At 54.7% G+C, this 22,480-nt stretch carries 15 protein-coding genes and 1 pseudogene; 9 read left to right on the top strand and 7 right to left on the bottom strand.

Translation table 11 applies throughout. The features are described 5' to 3' along the window. Nucleotides 1-155: ATP-binding protein (locus A6U86_RS34960; RefSeq protein ID WP_244510111.1), on the top strand; the 155-nt coding region annotated here is incomplete at its 5' end. 39 nt (nucleotides 156-194) lie between these two features. Here the strand turns inward: A6U86_RS34960 and A6U86_RS27465 are convergent. Both A6U86_RS27465 and A6U86_RS27460 read right to left on the bottom strand, forming a co-directional pair. Beyond that, the gene (locus A6U86_RS27465) at nucleotides 195-1,502 is read right to left on the bottom strand and encodes a hypothetical protein (protein WP_068397860.1); all 1,308 of its coding nucleotides are present in this window, start codon (nucleotides 1,500-1,502) and stop codon (nucleotides 195-197) included. 1 nt (nucleotide 1,503) lies between these two features. Further along, complete coding sequence (locus A6U86_RS27460) at nucleotides 1,504-3,513, bottom strand: hypothetical protein (protein ID WP_068397857.1); 2,010 nt, start codon at nucleotides 3,511-3,513, stop codon at nucleotides 1,504-1,506. Nucleotides 3,514-4,620: 1,107 nt separating this feature from the next. Between A6U86_RS27460 and A6U86_RS27455 the strand changes: the two genes are divergently transcribed. From A6U86_RS27455 to A6U86_RS27440, 4 genes are all read left to right on the top strand, one after another. After that, nucleotides 4,621-5,124, top strand: coding sequence for a hypothetical protein (locus tag A6U86_RS27455; RefSeq protein ID WP_068397855.1), 504 nt, complete (start codon nucleotides 4,621-4,623; stop codon nucleotides 5,122-5,124). Then, nucleotides 5,121-5,564 (top strand): hypothetical protein, encoded by a 444-nt coding sequence (locus A6U86_RS27450; RefSeq protein ID WP_068397852.1) that lies wholly within the window; start codon nucleotides 5,121-5,123, stop codon nucleotides 5,562-5,564. The genes A6U86_RS27455 and A6U86_RS27450 overlap by 4 nt, the downstream gene beginning before the upstream one ends. Beyond that, nucleotides 5,540-7,300: an RNA-directed DNA polymerase gene (locus A6U86_RS27445; RefSeq protein WP_198929096.1), complete on the top strand. Its 1,761-nt coding sequence runs from the start codon at nucleotides 5,540-5,542 to the stop codon at nucleotides 7,298-7,300. Before A6U86_RS27450 ends, A6U86_RS27445 begins: the two co-directional genes overlap by 25 nt. Nucleotides 7,301-7,520: 220 nt before the next feature. Then, nucleotides 7,521-9,563, top strand: coding sequence for an AIPR family protein (locus A6U86_RS27440; RefSeq protein WP_068397845.1), 2,043 nt, complete (start codon nucleotides 7,521-7,523; stop codon nucleotides 9,561-9,563). A 5-nt stretch (nucleotides 9,564-9,568) separates the two neighbouring features. Here the strand turns inward: A6U86_RS27440 and A6U86_RS27435 are convergent, their stop codons facing one another. Both A6U86_RS27435 and A6U86_RS27430 read right to left on the bottom strand, forming a co-directional pair. Further along, nucleotides 9,569-11,404, bottom strand: coding sequence for an ATP-binding protein (locus tag A6U86_RS27435; protein ID WP_068397842.1), 1,836 nt, complete (start codon nucleotides 11,402-11,404; stop codon nucleotides 9,569-9,571). A 13-nt stretch (nucleotides 11,405-11,417) separates the two neighbouring features. Further along, the gene (locus tag A6U86_RS27430) at nucleotides 11,418-12,710 is read right to left on the bottom strand and encodes a DNA double-strand break repair nuclease NurA (RefSeq protein ID WP_141683822.1); all 1,293 of its coding nucleotides are present in this window, start codon (nucleotides 12,708-12,710) and stop codon (nucleotides 11,418-11,420) included. An 89-nt stretch (nucleotides 12,711-12,799) separates the two neighbouring features. Here A6U86_RS27430 and A6U86_RS27425 point away from each other — a divergent pair, with 89 nt between their 5' ends. From A6U86_RS27425 to A6U86_RS27415, 3 genes are read left to right on the top strand one after another with little or no spacing between them, the layout of a single operon-like run. Next, nucleotides 12,800-13,348, top strand: coding sequence for a very short patch repair endonuclease (locus tag A6U86_RS27425; protein WP_198929095.1), 549 nt, complete (start codon nucleotides 12,800-12,802; stop codon nucleotides 13,346-13,348). After that, complete coding sequence (locus tag A6U86_RS27420; protein WP_068397833.1) at nucleotides 13,345-14,340, top strand: DNA cytosine methyltransferase; 996 nt, start codon at nucleotides 13,345-13,347, stop codon at nucleotides 14,338-14,340. The genes A6U86_RS27425 and A6U86_RS27420 overlap by 4 nt, the downstream gene beginning before the upstream one ends. A gap of 13 nt (nucleotides 14,341-14,353) precedes the next feature. Beyond that, entirely contained in the window at nucleotides 14,354-15,529 is a 1,176-nt protein-coding gene (locus A6U86_RS27415) for a restriction endonuclease (RefSeq protein ID WP_068397830.1), read from the top strand. A gap of 296 nt (nucleotides 15,530-15,825) precedes the next feature. Here A6U86_RS27415 and A6U86_RS35700 read toward each other — a convergent pair. Next, nucleotides 15,826-18,174 (bottom strand): annotated as a pseudogene (locus A6U86_RS35700) (hypothetical protein). 489 nt (nucleotides 18,175-18,663) lie between these two features. Between A6U86_RS35700 and A6U86_RS27405 the strand changes: the two are divergent. Further along, nucleotides 18,664-18,918: a helix-turn-helix transcriptional regulator gene (locus A6U86_RS27405; protein WP_068397973.1), complete on the top strand. Its 255-nt coding sequence runs from the start codon at nucleotides 18,664-18,666 to the stop codon at nucleotides 18,916-18,918. Here A6U86_RS27405 and A6U86_RS27400 read toward each other — a convergent pair. Both A6U86_RS27400 and A6U86_RS35780 read right to left on the bottom strand, forming a co-directional pair. After that, nucleotides 18,905-20,881: an AAA family ATPase gene (locus tag A6U86_RS27400; protein WP_068397827.1), complete on the bottom strand. Its 1,977-nt coding sequence runs from the start codon at nucleotides 20,879-20,881 to the stop codon at nucleotides 18,905-18,907. The genes A6U86_RS27405 and A6U86_RS27400 overlap by 14 nt on opposite strands. After that, entirely contained in the window at nucleotides 20,871-21,257 is a 387-nt protein-coding gene (locus A6U86_RS35780) for a hypothetical protein (protein ID WP_206744090.1), read from the bottom strand. Before A6U86_RS35780 ends, A6U86_RS27400 begins: the two co-directional genes overlap by 11 nt. Nucleotides 21,258-22,480 lie beyond the last annotated feature (1,223 nt).

The raw sequence follows: 22,480 nt of genomic DNA, 5'->3' as shown, positions 1-22,480 counted from the left end.
CCACCGCGCTACTCGACCGGCTCACCCATCATTGCCACATCCTTGAAACCGGAAACGATAGCTTCCGCTTCAAAAATAGCTCAGCACAAGCACCCAAAAACAAAAAGGAGAAGAACAAGAACTTGACCACACCAACAGAACCGAAACATACATAAAAGGCGGGTCAAATCTCGGTGGAAATACCGGGTCAGTTCCTACCGGAAATCAACACCAACAGCGCTCCCAATCTTGTTGAGGAGTTCAACTGCCTTTTGAATGGTTGCTGTAGCTGGAAGCTTTACCGACTCGTTTTTGTTCTTTGTAATGAAGCATTCTAACCAAGCGGCGCCAAAGGCGTCGAAGCTTAGACAATCAGGCCGTAGCGACGCGAGTTCAGAATCCCGGCGAGCTGTGAAATTCGCCAGCACGATCACACATGCGACGACGATGATGACAAAGAGCGTTGTTCTAAGCGAATTGCCTTCGCCATCCGTCCAACGAGTATGTCGGTAGGCAACCGCAATCCCATCAAACCCGAGCTGCACCAGCCGGCGACTAATGTGAACGAAGGCCTGCTCGTGTTGCTGTTCCTTTCCACTAGCAAAGCCTTGTAGTTGCGCAAGCTCGAGTATTTGAAGTGCGACGTCGTCAAGGAGGAGCCGCAGAGCCGCATTCACAAGGAAAGATGTTTGATAGGGAGGAGAATCGGGCGTTCGCCGTTCCTCGCCGGCCCAACCTCCTCCTAATGGCTCTGCTCTGAAAGGAATGGCATCATGAGAAAGGATTTCGCGGAAATCCCACAATGCTGTCCATACCTTTCTGTACGCGTCTCCAGTGGTCTTGCGATTTATCCTCTCACTGTCCTTCACGAGCTTTCGCTCGAGCCTCTGGAACGCAAAGCCGCGGCGATCACAAAACTCTTTTAGAATTGCAAATGCACTGGGATTTAGCTGATTGAACGATAGGCCAAGCAACGTCTCAATATGTCTGCCAAAGAAGTACCCGCGATCGCCAAATTCCACCTCTATCTCAGCACCGTCGTACCCTTCGACAAGCCTTCGCGCGCGGGCCTGGGTGTCTAGCAACGCGCCAACGCCACCCTTGAGCAGGCGGGCCTCGAAGTCTCTATAGTGTGATGTCGAAAGGTTCGCGTTCCCTGGGGCATTCACCACATGGCGGTAACGTACAAGATTTAAGTACCTTCGATGGACCCCAGGGACGGATGATGGGGCTTTCAGCCATCCCACGGGTGCGGGCTCCATCGCGAGGTAAATGAGAAGTTTCGAGGTTAGAAGGTCGTGTTCGTTGCCTGGATCAGAGAGCCGAGTTAGATTTGGCCATGGTGTGATCGCTTCTTCGAAGGAAATTTCGACCGGCTTGTCGGGCAGTCTACTGCCCTTTCCATTAACCCAAACGATCGGCCATCTATTCTGATGGAACGACTCGCCACCAAACCACGGCCGGGGTGCGAGAAGCCCGATAGGATCAAAGACGTCAGAGCGGTTCGAAAGGAATCTAACCATATCACCACACTGCCGGAAGAGATGCTTCAGAATTTGCGAGGCGACGCTCTGCCTCTGCTATTGCCTTTCTGTACCTAACGCTATGCATCGACGATAAGAGTTTCTGATGAACAGCGTCGGTGATAGCCTTCCAGGGTAGCCACATCCTTGTCCATCGATCCGGATTGACCGAAGCTATTGCTTCTTCGCCTTTTTTCATCGCGAGTCTTGCAAGATGAAGTTCGATCAAACTCTCTGGCCGAGGAACGAAAATCCTCGCGTTCTTTCCGAGTGTCCATGGAGGCGAGGAATTGGCGTTGGATACTGTCGCCTTGCTTGGTTTTACATTTGCAAAACCAAAACCACTGGCTAACCCGAGATTGTACCTGAGCTCGAGGACCTTCGTATCGAGACCCAGTTTTTGAGCGGCGTCCTCTATTCCGTTGATGACGACGGCTTCCCACAGATCCATGAACTTCCGTATCAGCGTGTCGTATCTGACGCGGATGGTCGTTTCTGAGAGATAAAGTCTGTTTGTCCGTTCAGTGTCATGATCGAGGAGCGCCATCGACAGATTGGTAAAAAAGCTTCCCGATGCTGAATGGATGTGTCCATAAGTCTTTCTCAGCATTCGGCGAGTAATCGAGAGCCCGCCAAAAACTTCATCATTCTTATGTTCATTAAGGAATCCAGACCACCATATCGTTGCGATTTCGTGTAGGCGATTAATCGCATAAGAACCTTCACGGCTTCGCCAGATCCAAAGGGCCTTACTGGATGGATCTCCGATCCTTTCTGCCCTGTCTCTCAGCGGCTTGGTCATTGTCAGCCACATTTCGATGAGTTGTACCGACGAAAGCTCACCATTAGGCAGCTTGGCTTGCAGAGACATGGTTGTCTGGGCAGCATCGTTTTCGCTTTCTTCAGCGTCAAAATCGGGGATCGGCGCCTCGATTAGCTTATCACCTGCCCTTATTTTTTTTGACGCTACTGAACGCAGCGTTCTGTGGCCGCGTTTAATCCCACCCGTGAACGGTTCATCGGATAAGTCTCCGCAGACCTGCGGATTCCAACCTGTATCAATCAAGATGATATGAAAGGCTGCCACGAGCGCGCGCGGCGTTGCACCGAGGTAGGGTCGCAGTGCGCTTTTTCCGCCGACACTCGAAAAAAAATGGTCTAGGCGATAACAGTTGGCGGAAGGCTTGAAGTCGTCATAGACCATCGCATGGAACAGCTTCAATGCGATGGCAAGCCGCCTTTCGCTCCCCGTCGAACCCAACCTGGCGCCGTAGAATTCGCCTCTTAGTTGCAGTTCCTCGTCGATCTCCTCGACTGTGAGGGAAAGCGCACCCTTGAGGGCGTTCCCCCTGGCAAACTGTTGATGCTCGTCTTCGAACTGCGACACCAGCGCTGCTCGAAGCGTCTTCATCATCGTCCTGTTCATTTCAAGGTATTTGAGTTCCTGATCCTCCCAGGAATCAAATGGTCCGAGCCGGCCCTCCTCATAAGCGAGATCCGCGAGTACCGGTGTTCTGCCTGTCTCATACTGGATCTTTCCGTATAGAGAAACATTGGGCAGATAGTGGATCGACGCCAGCTTTTTGAGCACGCCTTGCAACTCAAGCCAGTAGTTTTGACGAGTCCTGCAGTTATCTGTCCCGCAGAAACAAAAGTCGGTACTGTCTGAGAGCCGCCGGAACGCTGCCTGAGCTGCCGCTTCCACAACTCGCTGAGGAGGCGGCGAACTTGGACATTTCCGAAACTCAGCCATCAAGTCCGCCCAAGCAGGTTCGACGCTTTCTTGAGTGCCAGCCACGAACATAAAACGGCGGAATATAGCGATCCGCTTGTAAGCTGTGGGCGTAGAATCACCCACGACCGCTGCTTCCAGCGCAGTCTTTATAGTCCGCGCGCGTTCAAGACCCAGAAACGGAACGAGGTTCGAAATATTTGACGTTAGGCCGGCACTCTCGACTAGGACCGTGGCGTGGCCGATATCGAAATCACGATCGTCGCGTTCGTCGAACATGGTGCCTCCCGGATGTTATTAACAGTTGGAGATCTCTGGCTTCGGGGAGTATCTACCCGTTCAAAGCCAGCCAATCCTTCGACCAGCCTCATCCAATCCTTTAGCTGAAGGATTCGATGGCTAGTTTATTGCGCTTAATTCAAAACCTACCACGCGCGAATCCTTGGCATTTAATTCCAAAAATAAGCTCGAATCCTTCTATTATTTTGTTAAAATCGAATCATGTAAGAATAATATACTAAATGGACGTTTCGTCAAGTTGGCCTGCACCCGGCTGCAGGAGAGGCGTGGACACCCACTCACAAGCGGTTTGATCGATCTATTCATAAGGCGTTCGGTTACTGAGATGGGAAGCCGGACCGCACTGCCCATGTTGTAAGTAAACGCAATGTCGCACACCATTTTTCGGCAAACCCCTGCCGTCCAAGGCTGTCCGTAGCAACCCGGAAACATACGAGAGCAAGCACCATGAACAGCGCTTCTATCTCTTTCGCGACTACGTTTAGGACATGTGGTCTTCCCTCAACGCGTTGCATCTCAACCGGCGACTACTCGCAGGGCAGGACGAGGATATCTCAATGGAGCCGCACGGCCAGCGAGTCTGAGTTTTTAACCTTTAAGCGCATTCGAGGATTATAATAACCGGGATGGTTGCGGATCGCTTCAATTCGGTCAATATAAGCATATCCATGATGTCGCCGGCTGATTCGACCTTAGAAGGGGACTGGCAGCCATTGAAACCTCGCCTCGGGCCCTGTTATGCCAGTCGATTTCCTTACAAATCTAGTTGGACGAGATGAGCTTGTCCTACGTCCAGATCATCCTCTTCTACTGCGCGGCCCGGACGCCCTTGTCGGGATAAAGGACAGCCTGTGCGCGGTATTCGAGCCGCACAGTCTGGAAGAACGCAATCCGGCACATCTTGCGACGAGACTTATCTCCTCGAGGCTAGCGCTACCACGATCGGCGCGTACCCTACTGGTTCTTTCTCGAGGCCAAGAGGCGAGATTTTCCGCCATCGCAGACCAATTCGCCCTGGCGACAAACCGCGGGGACCAAGCACTGCGCTTATTTCTGCGAAGTCATGATTTCGGACAAACCAGACCCATGGAGCGTGAGGCCTTCGCTGCGGGCCAGAAACGCTTCGACGCTGCGATGGAGGTGACCAGATTCGCCTTTTTCCTCAATCGGCGAAGTACTGAACGCCGATACTCCAGCAAGCCCTTCCGTGAAGCTCGCGTTAATCGCCGCCTTTCATTGAAAGATCTCCATTACGACCCCCGGAATCGGGTGGTTGTTCAGGGGATAGAAACATCCCTGTTGACGGCAGAATCGAAAAACAATCTTGTCAGACAGGTCAACTCCACCCTGAGCGGGAATGTTCTTGAATCTTTCGATCTGGTGGAAGGCGTGCCGCAGGAAAAAACCACCTATCGCCATTCGGCGGTAGCGTCAGCGGGGGAGAAACTTTTGAACCTGCGTAGCAAGGAAGTTTACGCGGCCGCCCTCACGGGCACCGCAGTATTGTTTGGCTCGAATTCCGAAGTGATAGAAGAAACCCTATCGCATTTCTCGGAGCGCTTTGGACACGCCGGAGAGCCAAGACAATGAAGAACCTGCAGAAGCGGCTGAGCACGATAATACTGCTGGTGAATTCCACTACCGCATTTGCCGATCCTGCGGCGAAGGCAGCGGTCATAGAAGAACTACGTGAAATTTCCAAAATCGCTAATCTACAACCCCTCAACCGCCGTCGACTCCTCGCCGTCTTACATCTCGCTAGATCTTTGGAAACATCTCTTCGCGAAGTCGTGGACAGCAACGGTATCGTTGTCGAGGCAAAGAAGCGCAATATGGGCGGCTATCTAAGTGCGCTAGCTGACCACGCTCCGCCACTCGTGAATTACACGGTGAAGCACAACTGCATTCGTGACGTCACAAAGGTTAGAAACCGGATCGCGCACACGGCAGGAAGCTACCCGCAGAATGACAACCTCGTTGAGGCTACAGCTCAGGCGGCCTACGCTTGCCTATCGCTTATCTTGCGTTGATTGAAAACCAAAAGAAAGCGCCATCCAAAACAATGAGTGCCAAGACTAAGTCGGACAGGCTGCGGAGATTGTTGTCGCATGGCTTCTTTGCGCCCGAACTTCCACCATGCTTTGTATCGGAGGATTTGGCTCGCTATCGCAAAGCGGTGTTCGACGGAATCTCGGCTTTGCCGTTGGTAAACCAGCGTCCGGATTTCCATCGATACATTACCGAGCCTAGCTGGTTTTATTTCCCTCGCTTCGGCAAGGATGATCGACGTCACGGAGTTCCGAACCCGCTTTCCTACCTTCTTTTGGCGAAGGCCGTTGCCGATAACTACGTGCCACTTCGACGCGCTGCCAAGCGATCCGGCCTATCCGCCTCGCCACCGATCTTCGATTGGAGCGGACCGCGCGCACTAATGCGGCCGAGTGTAGACCTGCGAGATGAATTCCGTATCGACCTTTCATCAAGGCGAGAGGAGTACGTTGTTGCCGATATCCGTGCATTCTTTCATTCGATCTATACCCATTCAATACCGTGGGCGATTTATGGGAAGACTTGGGCTAAGAATAGAGCGAACCGAGGCAACGCGCACTTCGGGAATTTGCTCGACCTACTGTCCCGAAATCTTCAGGACGGGCAGACTATCGGCTTGCCTGTTGGGCCTGACACCTCGCGCTTCCTTGCGGAAATCGTCGGATCCGCGATGGATGAGCAGTTGAGAGGACGACTGGGACTTTCCGGAGGCGACGCATCCAGGTACATCGACGACTACACGATCAGTACCGTCGACGGTCAGTCTGGCGAGAGCATTCTCGCTGCCCTCCGTCAGACAGCAGCGCATTTCGAGCTGGAGCTCAATAGGGAGAAATCTGCCGTAGTATCTACGGCCGTTCGTCACGACAGTGGCTGGAAGGAGGTCATCAGGGCGTGTGTACCCAGGATGAAATCTGATTTGCGAAGTATGCAACGCTTCTTCTATGAGATTGGCCGTATCTGCGAGGCGCACCCCGAAATCAATGTTGAGAAGTTCGCATTCTCTAACGCGCGGACGGCCTTTATCCAATCGAGTGGCTGGAAAAACGTGCAGAGCTTGCTCATCAATGCCTACCGACGAAACTCAACGCTTGTCTCGCTTCTTGTTGAGATCTGTATCCTTCGCCAAGTCGAACACGGCGACGTTGATCTCCTGAACCTGAAGGATTTCCTTGACCATAGGATTCCAGCGCTGGCTCGTGCCAACCGGACCGGTGAGATAATCTGGCTCCTCTTTCTAGCCATCCGCCTACAAGTGAGGATTTCACGAAATGGTTTGGCGCAATTGACCGAAGTGCAAAACGCGATGGTCGCCCTGCTGGTTGCGGTTGCGCATTCACGAGGGCTTGTGTCCGGACATATCGACTTTAACGCGTGGAACACGTCGCACGATGCGGATGGACTAAGAAGTCCGATGTGGCTTTATGCTTATGAGACCACACTTCAGCGGCTCGTACCTAGCGTTAATTCGGCCTTTTTGCTGCAGGATCCATACTTCGCGTTACTCTTCTCTCGGAGGGTCAGCTTCCTCAACGTTGAAAGAGGTTTCACATCCATGGCGACAACGATCCAATCACTTCGCAACGACAATGACCGCTTTAGGCGAGTGCGTGAAGATTTCTTGGACGGTTTCGATGTCGACATTGAGGACTACGACGACGACGACTATGTGGGTGCCGGGGACCGCGCTGAAGCTGGGGACAATGCCGACTACTAGGGCGGTGGCTTTTCGTCGAGAGGTAGAGCACGCGCACAGTGAGCGAAAACAATATTCCTGTCACGCGACATTGCCGCCAGACGTGAGTTGCAATTCTACGGCGTTTGGCGCCCTGGCACGACCAAGAAACACAGTTGCTTTCCTCCTTGGTAACTGCAATTTTGGCGATTGCAACTGATTGCTGACGATAAATTTCTCATTTTAAATAGAAGGCAGGCGAGTGCTTGAAGAGCAACTACTGAGTGAATTTCGCGAATCTCTTCGAAGCGATGCTGAAGAAAGGCTTTTGGAGCTTTCTGAAGACATGCCTCTGAAGAACGAGGTCGCGCTAACCGAAGTTGTTCTCGGTTACCTCGAGGAGTCTGGCGCGGTGAGCGAGCACGACCTCTGCCCACATCAGGATCAGCCGGGCCATCGCCCTTGCCGTGTCATCGGCTACTCTCTTCCAGAAGATTCGTCGAGACTTGAACTGTTCACCAGCCAAGGCTCCAGCGTAGATCCGGTTCTCGCTCGCAAGGACATAGCACGCCTTTCCGGGTGGGCTGCCCGATTCTTCGAATACGCGGCGAAGGGCGATCACACGCGCTTCGGCAGTAATCAGCCGGTGCTTGAGGCCGCGGAGACGATCCGATCGGAACTGGAGCGTATCCAGGAAGTGCGGGTTCATGTTCTCACCGATGCAAGAGTACGAGATCGAGCCGTCGACGAGATTACGGTTTTTGGGCGCCCTGTTACCACCGAGGTCTGGGATCTCGAGCGCCTTTATAGGGCCTCGGGTGAAGACATTACCCGCGACAGGATTGAAGTTGATTTCACCAAGCTTTTGGGGCGACCCTTGGCATGCCTTGAAATGAAACCTAGACCGGTCGACTATGAAACCTTCATGGTCATTCTTCCGGGCCGGGCCTTATTTGAATTGTTTGATTCCTACGGCGCCAAGCTTTTCGAGTTCAACGTGCGATCGTTCCTGCAAGCCAAGGGAGCTGTCAATCGGGGCATACAGAAAACCATCAAGGAGGAGCCAAGTCGCTTTCTTGCCTACAACAATGGCCTCACGGCAACTGCCGACGAGATCACAGTCTCGACATGGCATGGAGAAACCGTGATCAACAGTCTGAGAGGCCTCCAGATTGTAAATGGTGCCCAGACGACGGCTTCGATTCATCGCGCTTTCAAAATCGACAAGCTCCCCTTGGACGAAATCGCAGTTTCCATGAAATTGACCTTGGTTCCGCCCGAGAAGCTTGACGAGTTCGTTCCACTGATCGCGCGATTCGCGAACACACAAAATCCCATTCAGGTAGCTGACCTGTCAGCAAGTGATCGCTTTCATCAGCAGTTTGAAGCGCTGTCAGAATCAGTCTGGCCTCCAGGCGAGGAAAGTCGCTGGTTTTACGAACGAGCTCGCGGATCCTACCAGATGGCTCGGAATAGGCATGGATCGACGCCAGCTCGAAGACGTGACTTTGATAAGACTTTTCCAAAGAGTCAGCACTTCGGAAAGACTGACATCGCGAAATACCTGATGACTTGGTGGGGTCATCCCGAGATTGTCAGCCGTGGTGCCCAGAAGAACTATGCAGCGTTCATGTTCGGCGTCCGTGAAAAGCTCGGAGAGGAAGAAGAACTCGACAAAAACTTCTTCCGCGAAACCATTGCTAAGGCGCTTCTGTATAAAGCCGCGCAAGCAGTTGTCAGACGAGCTCGTCTTCCCTCCTACGGCGCCAACGTCGTAACGTATATGATCGCAATTATGGCGGCCCAGCACGGCCATGAGCTTGACCTGAGCGTTCTATGGGATGAGCAACGAGTATCATCTGAAATGGAGGCCATGCTCGCCGTTTGGGCTCCTATTGTCCATTCCGAAATTGTCACCGCCGCGGGCAGCAGGAATGTTACCGAGTGGTGTAAGAAGGAGGACTGCTGGACCGAATTGAGCGGACTTAACCTTCCGATTCCGGACGAATTGCCAATCGAATTCCGAGCGGGAACGGCGCCGGCCGCGCAGCCATTCGCTCCTGCCGAGTCTGAAGTCCAACAAGCCATGATAAATGAATGTGTCGAACTCGACGCGCACACCTGGGCGAAGGTGATGGCTTGGGCCACAGCCTCAAAGGAGGTTGACGATTTTGACCGCAAAGTCGTTCATACCTTGAGCGGCTATGCCATGAATGGGTGGGTTAAGCAGCCTTCCCTAAAACAGGCTGTTCGAGGCGTCCGAGTCCTTCACGGCGCGCGGATTGCAGGGATTTTGGCCGCGTAGTTTCCTTAGTACTCAGGCTTGATGACTCCGCGCCTTCCAGGCTTCGTGCGAGTCTGCTTACGGGCGGCCTTGCCGGCGCCATCACCCTCGGACACCGAAGCGCTTGTGGGTCTCAAAGCTTGTTTTACCACCTCGGTGTTCGCCATTCGTAGCGCGTTCGGCTTCCATTTTCGAGCTTCCTCGATAAAGTCCTCGTCGCCGATGGCATCGCTGACTAGATCGGCATCGAATTTGACCTGCACGAGCAGAGGAAATCGGACTGCTTGGCCAGATACGATACCCTGACCCCGTCCGAAGGCTTGCAGAATGTTGGCGTCTGCCTCGGATAGATTCTCCATAACAGACCTTACGAAGCTTTTGTCCCGTGGGTTAACCAAACGGAGCACGAGGAAACTGTTGCACTGAGCAAGGGTGGTCTCGTCCAGTCGAGAGGGCCGTTGTGAAATCAATATTAGACCGGTGCCGAACTTTCTACCCTCAGTTATGACTTTGCGTATCGTCGGCAAGGAGGGAGTCTCGTCCGTACCCTCCTGACGGCTGGGAATAAAATTATGGGCCTCTTCGATAACCGCCTGGAAGGGGGGAATGATCCCGGACAAGGTCGAGCGGTGGGCAAACAGCGCTTCCAGTACCATGCTGACGATCGCAGACTGGTTCAGATGGTCGTATCCAGCAAGATAGAAGATCGAGACAGTTCCAGGCGCGACAATCTCGTCTGGCGCGTCAGAGGGATCGGGCATCTCCTCGAAGTTGTAGTTCTTGAACCTTGGCTGATCTCTCAGGCGTGAATTGTTCGATTCCATCTGGCCGAGGTTGGAAAAGACAAACTCCAGAGAGCGCTTAACAACGTTGATCGTGCCGCTTCGCGTGTCAGAAAGCTCTTCGGCTAGGTCGTGATCGTCCTTGTTCTTTCCACGTTTCTTGGATGACACCGATTCGGCATGATGAATCATCTTCTTAAGGAAAGATGCTGCCGTCTCGCCGTCGACCAACTTGGTATTGTTCAGTAGGTATAGATAGAACTGCTGCTGCGCATCGGTCAGCCGCTTTCCCATTTTATCGATGAGATCAGAGATGATGACGATGTTATCCTGACGAACCCGGATGACGGGGTAAAGTACCCGGATCTTCGTGTTCGGAAACCTATCACGTTTCTCATAAAAACCCAGGTAATCGCCGTGCGGATCGAAGATCACCAACGGATAGGCGAGCTCGATGAGCCCTCGAATGATGCGTCGCGCTGCGACCGTCTTTCCGCCGCCGGTCATTGCCAAAATGGCCAGATGACGAGAGACGATGTCACGAGCAGAGAGGCTCACGTCGACATCGTTCCGGGCAATCAGGCTTCCAACCAGTAATTTGGGGGGCGGTGGGTCTGTCTTGTCGTCATCACCCGTCAGCAGCTTTCGTATGGCATCCGCGGAAGGATAGAGTACTTCGGCAGACGGTTTGACGGGGTACGTCAGTGGTGACAGTTGTGCAGCGCCAGGATCGTCGCCAAATGTGGTTCCCAGAATAAGGACATCTGCTTCCAGGTGATCTCTGCTCCCGGAGAGCACCGTGTCGAGAAATCGAATATTCTCGTTGGCGAGTTCCTGGGCTGCCTCTGCCGGAAAGAAAGGATTGAAGCGATCGATCGAAGTTATGCGCCCCCACACGGTCGCGGTCTCCTTACCGCCAGCCCCAGAGACCGGCACCTCGACCCTCGTGGCTACGATATCGCCCAGTTTAGCTTGCATGCTTCGAAGAATGAATGTGTAACGGCCGGTTGAGGCATCTCCGACGACGGTACCAATGCGGGGCCACTCGAATGTCCCGGTGGATTTTTGGGGGGTGTTCATCAATTTATCCTCATCACACGGTCGGACGGAACAGCCAGTCACGGCCCTTGGCGGCAAGTACACGTTTTGCAAAAGCAATTGTCCTCGGATCGCCACTTTCGATAGCTTTTCGCAACAAGACTACTTGATGCTGGCCTTTCACCCCCTTGCTGAGCCAAGAAGGCACCTTCGCAAAGCGGTCGGCGATATCGAGGCCGACCGGAAAGCCATATGACGGCAGGAGCCGGCTAGTGTTGAGAATCAACTCGACAATCTCATCAAATCCTTCAGCATCCTCAAATCCCTCAATTCGGAAGGGCATTACGCTCTCGGATGGCTTTAAGTATGTTGTCAAAGCCTCCGGATAATCGCGGATTTTCCATTTCCACTCCTCTGGCCACTTACTATCGGGTCCTTGGCGCATCACCGCCGTAGGAGTGACGTACTCGCCCTCGCGCAGGACAACGTCCAGAAGAGATGAATCATTCAGACCGTAGGATCGAATCTCAAACTCGAGATCCTTTGCGTCTCGCTCCTTCAAGACATTTTCGCGATGCAGTCGGGCAAGGAGACGTCGCAAGAAAACAGGGTCACGTCCAATCGAGCGCTCGACGGCACCGACCACGGGCGTACCCGTCGCTCTGAGCCGCTCGAGAAGATTCAGGTAGATAGAAACAAACTGACGATCACGTTCATCCCCATCCCACGTGATATCGTCAAGAAGTGTCCGGCAAGCCTCCAGCCCGAACGGAGGAAAACCCTCAAGGCCATACGGGGCGACGGGATTGATCAACGGCCCGTGAAGAATTACCGCATCGACTTGCTGGCTGCCGCGCTGCTTTGCAAGCCGGTAGCCCGCCGAGACTTCGCTGACCATTCTTGCGACGTCGCGTAGCTTTGCTAGGTCGAGAAAGTCGTCGTCAAAAAGGAACGCCGATTGGCTGAAAAGGTCGTCGACCAGGGAGAGCTCGATATTGAAGCGCTCCCGATCCTCGGATTCATCGCCAGGTCTCACTGTGTAGGATCCGACACGAATGCCGATTGGCGCTGCCGATGGCAGATCGATACTGGCGACGCCCCCGTCCACGAATGAATAAGCTTTTCCACGACGGGTCGGCCAATAGGTATTCGGATCGTATCCGATGCTGCGTAATAGGTCGTTATTTTCAAGAAGAGCTCTGACGGTGTTTGCTATCCCCGACAGCTTTTCGACGAAAGCCGATTGGGTGTCATCAGATTGGTGTCGAGCAACGTGGAGCATGTTCGCCAGGAAGTCACCCTGGCTTATACGGACCTCAATGCGCTCCCTTATTTCTTCCTTGACCATCTGTTTTCTCCTGGAGATGCAGCCTATCTTTTCCGCATGAGAGTTCAACCAGTGTTTGAAACACCCCACAAGGAAAGCAATCACCTGCCATGCGTCAGGCAGTTTGTGTGCTGTCCATGGAGTTCCATATAGTGATCGAAACGACCGGGCGTCGCCATCGCGGAGACATCATGAGTCCTGAAACGCGAAGCCGTGTCATGAGTAGGATTCGCGGTAGTGATACGGGTCCGGAGCGTGCAGTTGAGGCGATGCTCCGAGACCTCGGTCTTACATTTGAATCCCATGTGCGGTCTCTTCCCGGACGGCCCGATTTCGTTCTAGCCCAATTTTCCCTTTGCATCCTCGTAGACGGGGATTTCTGGCATGGGTGGCGTTTCCAGGAATGGCGTTTGAAACTGTCGGAGAGATGGGAGCAGAAGATTGCAGGGAATATTCGCCGCGATGTTCAGAACCGGCGTCAGCTTCGCGTGGCCGGCTGGCAAGTTCTGCGAATCTGGGAGCATCAAGTCAAGCACAGCCCGTCAAGATGCAAGATGCGTATCAAGAAAAGGATCGCGCAGGGGTTGCCGTACGACCCGAAGCCTGGCAACATCACTACAACAGTAGCTCCCGACCAGACAGAAACGGGTGATTTTTGAGGAAATACAGAGGCATAGACTTGTTCTGTGGCGCCGGCGGCAGCAGTTTCGGCGCCCGCGCGGCGGGCATTGAGATGGTTGGGGCTGTGGATGGTTGGCAGACCGCAGCCCAAACATACGGTGACAACTTCCCCCGAGCACAGGTCGTCAATGGTATCTTAGACGATACCAGTAATTCAAAAATGTTCGACGCCATTGGCGAAATTGATCTCCTCATTGCGTCTCCCGAATGTACACATCATTCCATTGCCAGGGGAGCGAAGCCCAGAGATGAAAATAGCCGGCGCTCCGGCTGGTTCGTCATGCCATTCGTTCGCGAACTGGAACCCCGATGGGTCGTGCTGGAGAATGTTTCAGGAATGAAACGGTGGGATGGGTACCAAGAACTTATGGAGGAACTGTCTCTCCATTATCAGCTCCGCACCCAGATGCTCGACTCAGCCGATTTTGGTGTGCCACAAACACGGAAGCGGCTTTTCATTATGGGAGACAGGCTCCAGAAGCCCGCAAAGGTCATTGGGACGGGATCGGTTGCAAAAGCCGTAGAAATTCTGGATAGCGCGTCCGAGTGGAAGGCCAAGGAACTGTTTGGAGGCAGGTTAGCTGAAAACACAATGGCGCGCGTGGCAAGAGGGATGGAAGCGCTGGGGACGCAGCAGGATTTCCTTGTCGTATATTATGGCTCTGATCGTGCGGGTGGATGGCAGCCGCTTGATCGACCGCTACGCACATTGACGACCGTTGATCGGTTTGGCCTCGTTCGATGGGTTGATGGAGTTGCGACATTCCGAATGCTTCAGGTGTCGGAGCTAAGGAGGGCAATGGGCTACCCAGACGACGCCGTGTTGAAGCGCGGATCTAGGCGCGACCGTGTCAAGCTGCTGGGAAACGGTGTATGTCCGCCGGTTATGCAGGCTGTCGTGGAATCGCTTGTGGTCGAGGCCGTGACAAGCCGAGCTAAGAATGGTCGGCGCCTCGAGCTCGCCGCATGATCGGACATAAAGCATGCGAACGTTCGGTGTCGATGAGATCGCTTCTGCCGATCTGATAGTTGATGCGACCTACGAAGGTGGCAGACGCGGCGGTGCGGGTGACGACCCGCTGCCCTGCCTTGTGGGCGTGAGTACAGGCGGCGGATTTAGATATCGAGGACGGCTCGACCAACTTGAACTGGTAGTTCTCACCTCCAATAAAAGGGATCCAGATTGGCCCGACGCGCTGGACCGCGAGACCGGAATTTATACTTATTACGGCGATAACAAGACACCGGGGCGTGAGTTGCATGACACCCCAAGGTTCGGAAACTCCATTCTCCAGCGCGTATTCGCGGATTCAGAGGCGGGAAAGAATGGGCGAAGAAGAGTTCCCCCAATCCTTGTATTCTCGTCGGCGGGTACTCGGAGAGATGTGATATTCTTAGGACTTGCTGTGCCCGGCACGATGGGGCAGTCTGGAATGGAAGACCTTGTCGCTATCTGGCGGACGCGAGACAATTCTCGGTTCCAAAATTACCGTGCTCGCTTCACCATTCTGCGCGCCGAGGCGGTGTCTAGAAAGTGGCTCGCAAGCATTATCGCAGGTGATCCAGACCCAAAACAGGCTCCTACGGCCTGGACTACATGGGTTGAAAGCGGTCGGATTACGCCTCTGCTTGCGCCCAGGACGATTCAGTATCGTCGGCGTCAAGAACAAATCCCATCAAGCGAACGTGGCCGCGATTTTGTTCAGGCCATTCATCAGTACTTTGCCAAAGATCCTCATGGTTTCGAGTCATGCGCCGCCGAGCTGGTTAGGATGATGCTACCGGATGTGACTGCACTCGATGTTACTAGGCGGTCGCGAGATGGAGGACGCGACGCTATAGGCCAGCTTAGGCTTGGTTGGGGCGCGAGCGCGATTTTTGTTGATTTTGCAATCGAAGCCAAATGTTACGCTGTAGATCATGCCGTAGGTGTACGCGAGATGTCCCGTTTGATTTCGAGATTGAGGCACCGCCAATTCGGCGTCCTGGTTACTACCGGATACGTTGATCAGCAAGCTTATAAAGAAATCAAAGACGACCAGCATCCGATACTGGTTATATCGGCTTCGGATATCGACGAACTGCTAGTCCGATCTGGATGCGGCACGGTTGCGGATGTCAGAGCTTGGCTGGAAAGATCTTTTGCCAGTACCCTGTAGCGGAGCTCTGTCTCCACGGCCTTGAGGCGAAGAGGTATCGCAACAAAAAGATTGCATCGCCCGACGCTCCAGTTGTGAAGCTCCCGATCCTTGCCATCAGGCTGTTGAGTCCTGCAATGGTTGCCTCGAGGTCCAAGACGAACTTAGCAGAAACGAACGGCTTCACATCACAGCATCCCGCTCTCCATCGGACAGCCGGCGAGAGCAATCACCTCGGCAACTATATTGAGGATAATTGGTCACATGTCAGCCGGAGGCATGAGGAGTACTCCCTGATGCCCCCGACTCTGGCGCCGCTACGCCGCCTCCCATACTTGATTGAGGATGCGTGCCGCTAGAGCTGCCTTATCCTGTGGCAGGAAGCGGCCGTAATGCTTCGCGACCATGTCCGCAGTATCCTGGATGGCGTAACTGGCCTGCTCGTAGGAACCCGTCTGCTTGAGAATGTGAGTTGCCAGCACATCGCGGACATTGTGGGGGCCATGAGGTAGTAACCCTTTGATCGCGCCTCGCCCCGTGTAGGGGTTATATATGCCGTACCGCTGAATAATCAGCCGCTAGGCCACATAGAAGCTCGTAATATCATAAGCAGCTTCCGTGCTCGTGGTCTTCACCGTTTTGACAAAGAACGTGCCCGGATCCGATGCCGTCCGCAACAACACCGCTCGATGGTTTTCGACATACGCATCAATGTATTTGTAGAGGTCTAGCAAATCAGGAAGAACTAACCGGAAGGGCTTATCGCCGAAGAAGGAAGAATCAGCGTTCTTGAAAGCGACCGCAGGAATCAGGACCTCCCAACCACCCTCGCGATCATTCCAGCGAATCTCGCCACGTTTCATTTTTTCAAGGATGCGTTCCGGTCGCGGCATCTGGCCACGCGGGCAGAGCATAAGTTGCCGCAGGTTCTTCTGCCTAAGACCGAGATGCAGCCCGAGCCGCAGCATCAAAAAAGAACGCACCGCTTCGGCGGCTGGACGCGGATAGCGTTCCTCGTCGGGCATCAGACGAAGGATTTCCTCGGTAATCTTACGATATTCACCGACCGGGCTCGGCGCCTCCAAGACCGGCATGATTGGCTCGAATGGGTCACGGTGGACGCGCGCGATGCGCTGGATCTCCTTCACCCGGTGTGACGCATGTTTATGAAAATCGTCGCATGCGCCGTGCCAGTCGTCCCGCGCATAGTCGATTTCATTTTGCGATACGAGACCGCGGATCGGCTGGACACGCTGCAGAAGTTCTGGATGCTGCCGAAGCCAACCCGTATCCTGCTTGGTGATAGCCAATGCAATGCGCAACATATCCACTTCCCAGGTGGTATAGAACCCGCGCCGGCTTTCCCGCCATTGCAGATACCAGTCCCAGATACCGGGAAACAGGAGCAAGCCGAAGGTCAGTTGGCGAATGGGCACGCCGTGTCCGCGCACCTCGCCTTCTTTCGAAGCGGCCAGTGCGCCGAACATGAGCCCCAAGTGTTCGACCTTCTGAGAAGCAGTATCCTCTCCCCAGACACCGTTGCGCTGAAACCCGATAGATGTCAGGGCCGACGTCTTGAAACGCAAGAGATCCGCCATCTCCATAGCAAGTGCCGGCGGCGCATCGATCACGCCAGACAGAAGATCGGGATCCTCGATCCAGTCTTGCTCATTGTCGACCGGTACAACAATCTTCCCATTCCTCGGCGCCAGTCCTCCATACGAAACGCCCGGAAAGCGGATTGCGTAACGCTGCTTTACTGCAGCCGCCTGAAATTGCCGATAGTCTGTCGATCCGCTGATGACTACACGACGAACCCACTCTACAATTTCCTCGCGTTTCTGAAACGACAGCGAGTTGAAATCCTCCGGCAGATGCCATGCCATACGACGTTGCTCCGCGGGATCCATGCCGGAGAGATTAAATCCTGATGCCGAGCGTGATGGATGCGGCAGTTTTGCCTTAAAATATCCTTCTGGTAACCGATAACGCCGCTCAATGCGACCAAGGACCTCGAAGCTGTCAAGGCTTCGGGGCACCCGGCGGCCTTCTATCCAGCTCAAAAGAGTACCCTTGGCCATCGATTCCTGTGAGCCGACAATCGCGCGATGAAGCTTCCAATATGTCTCGTCGTGCCGACGCAGGTGTAGTTGAAGCGCTTCTGCAAAATCGGCGGGATCGATCCATTGATCGAACAACGGCGTTGGAAACTCCACGAATGCTCGGGTTGCCGGAGCCGGCCCTCCAGAAGAAGGTTGAGTCGTTGGGCCTCCCGATACTGTGTCCGTTAGCGTCGCCCGAGATTGGGCCGCTTGGCGAGGTTTTCCCTGCGCTGCAGTCTTTCCATTCAACGTATGAGCTGGTTTTGTCGGCACTTTGCCGGGCAAGGCGATGCCCCTGATCCAGCGAGTAATCGCGTCCAAGCCGGGGTCGATGAGCCGCTCGTTGGCTGCAAGGAGCCCAACCTCAACCCGGCAATTATCGGAAATCAACGACCAATCGGTCTTCCCGTTGATGCGCGGTGGAAGCGTGCAGGTCTGGACCAGCATTCTCATATAGCCCCGTAACCGATCGAATTCTTCGGCTGCCAGGAATGTGGACAAACGCATTTTGCAGAATGTGTCGATCTTGCGCAGGAAAGTTTTCGGAGAAAAATTGTCTATCATTTCAATTCACATAGTTGTTGTTATTCGGCCCCGAAGTTCGGGGCGAGCGGGCTATCCTCCGCCGTTGAAAGTGGAGAAAACATGGGCCAATCAGCGGCCTTACGTGGCGAGAGCCCTCGAAAGCAGATATGCTCCCACAGGGCCCGCACCCGGAAATCGAGGTTGAAATGGACGAACAAGACCACAGGAAGGGCCTGAGCGACAAACACCGCGACACTCAGTCCGTGAGCTCCGACGAACCAACGCCCGAGGGCACTGGCGATACCGGATCAGTCCCGAACGATGGCACAGTTCGATCCCGGATCGTCGTCAGGGAAGGCCGGCGCCGTGAAGCCCTGAAGAAACGGCCTCCCTCCAGCACCTGAAGGATTCGTTCGCACTTTTGACCGATACATGGCTGCCATACCCCTCGCTGAATCCTTTCGCTAATTGTTGACAACGCTATTCAAATGAAGCCTGCTCGAATCCATGGATTCGACATCGGACATAATGAGCGCACTGCGTGCTGCACGGGCGCTGCTGGACCTTAGCCAGGAGGAGCTCGCGGTTGCCGCAGGCGTCAGCCGGCAGATTGTTGTCCGGATCGAGAAATGCGAAGGCAACGTGCTCGCCGAGGCAATCGAGAAGGTTCGCTCCGCATTGGAAGGCGCCGGCGTCGTGTTCGTGGAAGGCAACGCGACCCGCGGACCGGCTGTTGCGTTGACCCGTCGCCGCGGCTCCAGAGTGGAGGCTACAGCCGAATAGCCAACCTTTCAGAATCCACCGACGCACCAGCGCTCTTGGAAACTATCGCGGCGACCTCATCTACGCTAAGCGTGCCTCTTTCCAAAAGCTCCGCAGCAATCTCCTCGAGAGTGATCACGTGCTCGGCGACAATCATTTTCGCTCGTGAATATTGCTGATCAAGGATTCGGCCGACCTCTCCGCGCAGATCGTTCGGTAGCTTTGAGGCGTAGGTTGAATTCACGTTGTGTGTCTCGATCAAGAACGGCAGGCTTCCGCCTAGTCCGTACGAGCATAGCATGCGCGTGGCGATCACAGTCGCAGTCTCAAGGTCGCTCCCCATCGATCCGCTGAAACCGGTCGATCTCGATCCTAGCACGTGCTCCTCCGCGGCGGCGCCTGCCAGGGCCCTGCAAATGAGATCTTCGAAAACCTCTCGTGTCTGTAGCAAGCGGTCTTCGCTGGAGAACTTATATCGGGTCATGCCGGGCGCTATTTCCTTTGAATCAAACCAGCGGAACTTCTTCCGCACAGAGACGCTGACCCGGCTCCCCGGCGAAAGGACGCAAGCGGCAACGACGTGGCCGGCCTCATGCACTGCGACACGGCGGGCCTCGGCATCTGACAGCTCCTGCAAAGGCGGCAACGATTCGATGACGTCGTCGATCTGAACGGTGCGCTGAAAAGAGCGACCGCGCTGTTTCGCCTCCCGTGCCAGCATGTCCAGGTCCGCGCCATTCCATCCCTCAAGATCAACGGCGATCATCCTGAGTGCATGTTCCGGATCCTTGATTCCTAGATGGTAGCGAAGGATCTCGAAACGCTCCTCTGCGTCTGGCAGCTCGATTTTAATGTGCCGTTCGATGCGACCGCTGCGCAAAAGGGCGGGGTCGATGACATCCGCATAGTTCGTTGCCGCGATGACCACTACTTGGTCTCGGCCTTGCGCGCCATCGATACACTCGAGCAAGAAATTGACGACTTGGCGCGAGTAGTCGACATAATTGCCGCTGAACTTCGCCCGATCGCCGACGGAATCCAATTCGTCCAGGAATAGGATTGATGGCTGCTTCGCCCTTGCCTCCTCGAAGGATTCTCTCATGGCACCGAGGAGATCTCCCAGGTGTCCAAACGATTGCCATCGCGATACAGACGCCGCGATCAGAGGCAGACCGGCTGATCGCGCAAATGCACGAGCGAAGAGAGTCTTTCCGGTGCCGGGAGGACCATGCAAGAGGACGCCTCGGCCCATCTCCGCCCAATCCAAAGCTCCGCTTTTAACGCGGGCGAGATCAGCGATGAATCCGCGAGCCCAAACCCTTGCTTGGCCGTAACCAGGAAGATCTTCAAGAGATGGGCTGTCCGCGGAGACGCCCACAACGGCAGCCGTAAGTCGCCCCGCTTCGGCCGCTGAGAGATCGTGCTTGCTAACGACTGGAACCAGCAGAGAAAAATCCAACGCAGCTACGATCTTCGCAGTTTCCTCGCTGAAAGGCCTCCGGCCAAGCAGTCGACGCGCGGCGTGTATGTGCTCCACCGTCGGACGGGCCAGATCAACAATCGCTTCTGCAAATATTGCGAGGTCCGAGGGGATTTCAGAGCGGCTGCGGGCAAGCACGATGATGAAATCATATTTGCCGTGCTCCTCTAGAATCGGATTAGACTCCTTGGGCCTCTTTCCCCGCGGCACCTCCAATACATGCACAAGCGCCCTTTGCTCCGGAGCCCTACGGGTCCAGGATTCAAGCGACCCCATCAACAGCAACTCTGCAGCCTTTCGGTGTGCTTCGCTGACTTTGACGCCACCGGTGACGACAACAACGACCGAGGGAAATCCGTGCACAAGAAGGTACTGCGTTCGCAAGGTAGCCCGCAGCGCGGCATATCCCAGGAATAGAGCTGCTGATCGACGGATATTTGCAAAAACACGCGGGTTCACGTTCCAGCTATGGACGTTGGCTGCGGCAATCGCCCTACTTGCCATCGGACTCGCCCCAGATTCGGACCATGTCCTGTGCGAACGGCGAGGGTTTGCCAAGCCTGTACCAACGCTCCATGGACCTAGCGACACCTCCCTCGACAGACAGCAACTCCAACGGCGCAGTGAAACTCAGCCACTCCGCTCCGCGCGGATCAATTTTCTTCTGATACCGGAAGTAGCCGGTTAGCATCGGCGCCATGTAGGACTCGATGTTCCATTCCTCCACCAAGGGGACCTCCTCCGGATTAAGAATGGGAAGGGTACGATCCACTAGTATTCTGCCTAAGTCCGCCGTGAGATTTGCAGATGAGTTGATGCGCGCGCAGATCGCCCGCATTGAGGAGTTTCTTTCCGGCTCTCCAAACCTAAGCAGCTTCACCGGCAAATCCTTTCGCGAATCATGAGCATTATGCTCACACAGTGAGCGCCTTGTTATTCATCCAACGCGTTTTGTCAACAATGAGAAAATGATTTCGCTTCGGTTTTTAACTGCCAACGATGCGAGTACGCTTGATGTGGGCAAGGAAACCGTCGGACCCGAAACGCGTCGGTATCTCGTCGACTTTCTCATGACCAAAGGCGTGAATTTTCTTCCATCGGCGGGTGCCATGGGGTGGGCCATTCGCTTTGCCAGTATCATTGACGAGCCAATGGGGTGTCACCCTCGATGCAATGTTCAGAAGCGAAAGCGCGAAGAATAGCGTCGCACGCCGCCGGGTGAATCATTTTGCCGCGAGGTCGCGGGAGCGATAATCCTAACTGGCAGCAAGCACCGCTGGATGGGGCTGAAAGCCGCCTCGAACCGGCCGATACATGGACACTTCGCCAGCGCTCCAGGCCCTGAACGCAGAAGTCCGTTCGACCCCGCTTCCGTTCCCGGCCGGGTGGCAGGAAATTTTGAGCTTCAACGAAATGCCTCATCGAGTTTCGCATCGGTGATGCGCGGCGCGTTCAATTACCTAAGGGCGTTGAAGTTGGAAGGCGCGAAGCCGCACCTCGAAGCGCATTTGGCACCGCGGTTTCACCGACGCAGGATTACCACTCAGCGGATCATCCGGAAGGGGGAGTACCCCATTCCTTAGAGTGGCTGCAATCGGCAATGCGTATTGCCGGAATGCAGGAGGACGCAGTTAACCGCCTGCTGCCTATGTCGGGCTCGAAGCTCCATTTGTCGTGGGTGCCCATGGCGATGTTCATTGAGCGAAACACGCAACGATAGGCGACGTCGACATAACGCACGTTTTCGAAAGACCCCGCTCGGATCCTCGCCAGTGTGGATGGCGCTCGAAACTGACAGCGCCCGGCGCCTCCCGCCGGCGACTAGCATTCATCGCGGCGGACAAAGGCGACGTCCATAGCTTCGATGTTGCCCACCTCTAGGCGGTTTAGAAGGAGTGCAGTCGCATTACATTGTGCCGCGGCCGGGGGTGTAACTCCGGTCGGTCTATGACCTTCCATTGTCACACCCCCCGGCCGCCGACTCTCATCCTGATTGACGCTGAATCTCGCCTTGAGTGTCGCCGCCCGAACTGAACCTCGGTGATCTACCGCGATCCTGGTGAGGAAGCTAAAGTCAATAGGGTGGAGTCGTACCGTATGCCC

Source organism: Rhizobium sp. AC27/96 (assembly GCF_001692325.1).
Classification (GTDB): Bacteria; Pseudomonadota; Alphaproteobacteria; order Rhizobiales; family Rhizobiaceae; genus Rhizobium.
The sequence above is the reverse complement of the archived record's forward strand: the minus strand, read 5'-3'. Positions and strand labels throughout refer to the sequence as shown.

Excerpts from the sequence above, each read along its gene's own strand:
- A6U86_RS27465 (WP_068397860.1), bottom strand. The coding sequence starts at position 1,502 with ATGGTTAGATTCCTTTCGAACCGCTCTGACGTCTTTGATCCTATCGGG.
- A6U86_RS27460 (WP_068397857.1), bottom strand. The coding sequence starts at position 3,513 with ATGTTCGACGAACGCGACGATCGTGATTTCGATATCGGCCACGCCACG.
- A6U86_RS27455 (WP_068397855.1), top strand. The coding sequence starts at position 4,621 with ATGGAGCGTGAGGCCTTCGCTGCGGGCCAGAAACGCTTCGACGCTGCG.
- A6U86_RS27450 (WP_068397852.1), top strand. The coding sequence starts at position 5,121 with ATGAAGAACCTGCAGAAGCGGCTGAGCACGATAATACTGCTGGTGAAT.
- A6U86_RS27435 (WP_068397842.1), bottom strand. The coding sequence starts at position 11,404 with ATGAACACCCCCCAAAAATCCACCGGGACATTCGAGTGGCCCCGCATT.
- A6U86_RS27430 (WP_141683822.1), bottom strand. The coding sequence starts at position 12,710 with ATGGTCAAGGAAGAAATAAGGGAGCGCATTGAGGTCCGTATAAGCCAG.
- A6U86_RS27425 (WP_198929095.1), top strand. The coding sequence starts at position 12,800 with ATGCGTCAGGCAGTTTGTGTGCTGTCCATGGAGTTCCATATAGTGATC.
- A6U86_RS27415 (WP_068397830.1), top strand. The coding sequence starts at position 14,354 with ATGCGAACGTTCGGTGTCGATGAGATCGCTTCTGCCGATCTGATAGTT.
- A6U86_RS27405 (WP_068397973.1), top strand. The coding sequence starts at position 18,664 with ATGAGCGCACTGCGTGCTGCACGGGCGCTGCTGGACCTTAGCCAGGAG.
- A6U86_RS27400 (WP_068397827.1), bottom strand. The coding sequence starts at position 20,881 with ATGGCAAGTAGGGCGATTGCCGCAGCCAACGTCCATAGCTGGAACGTG.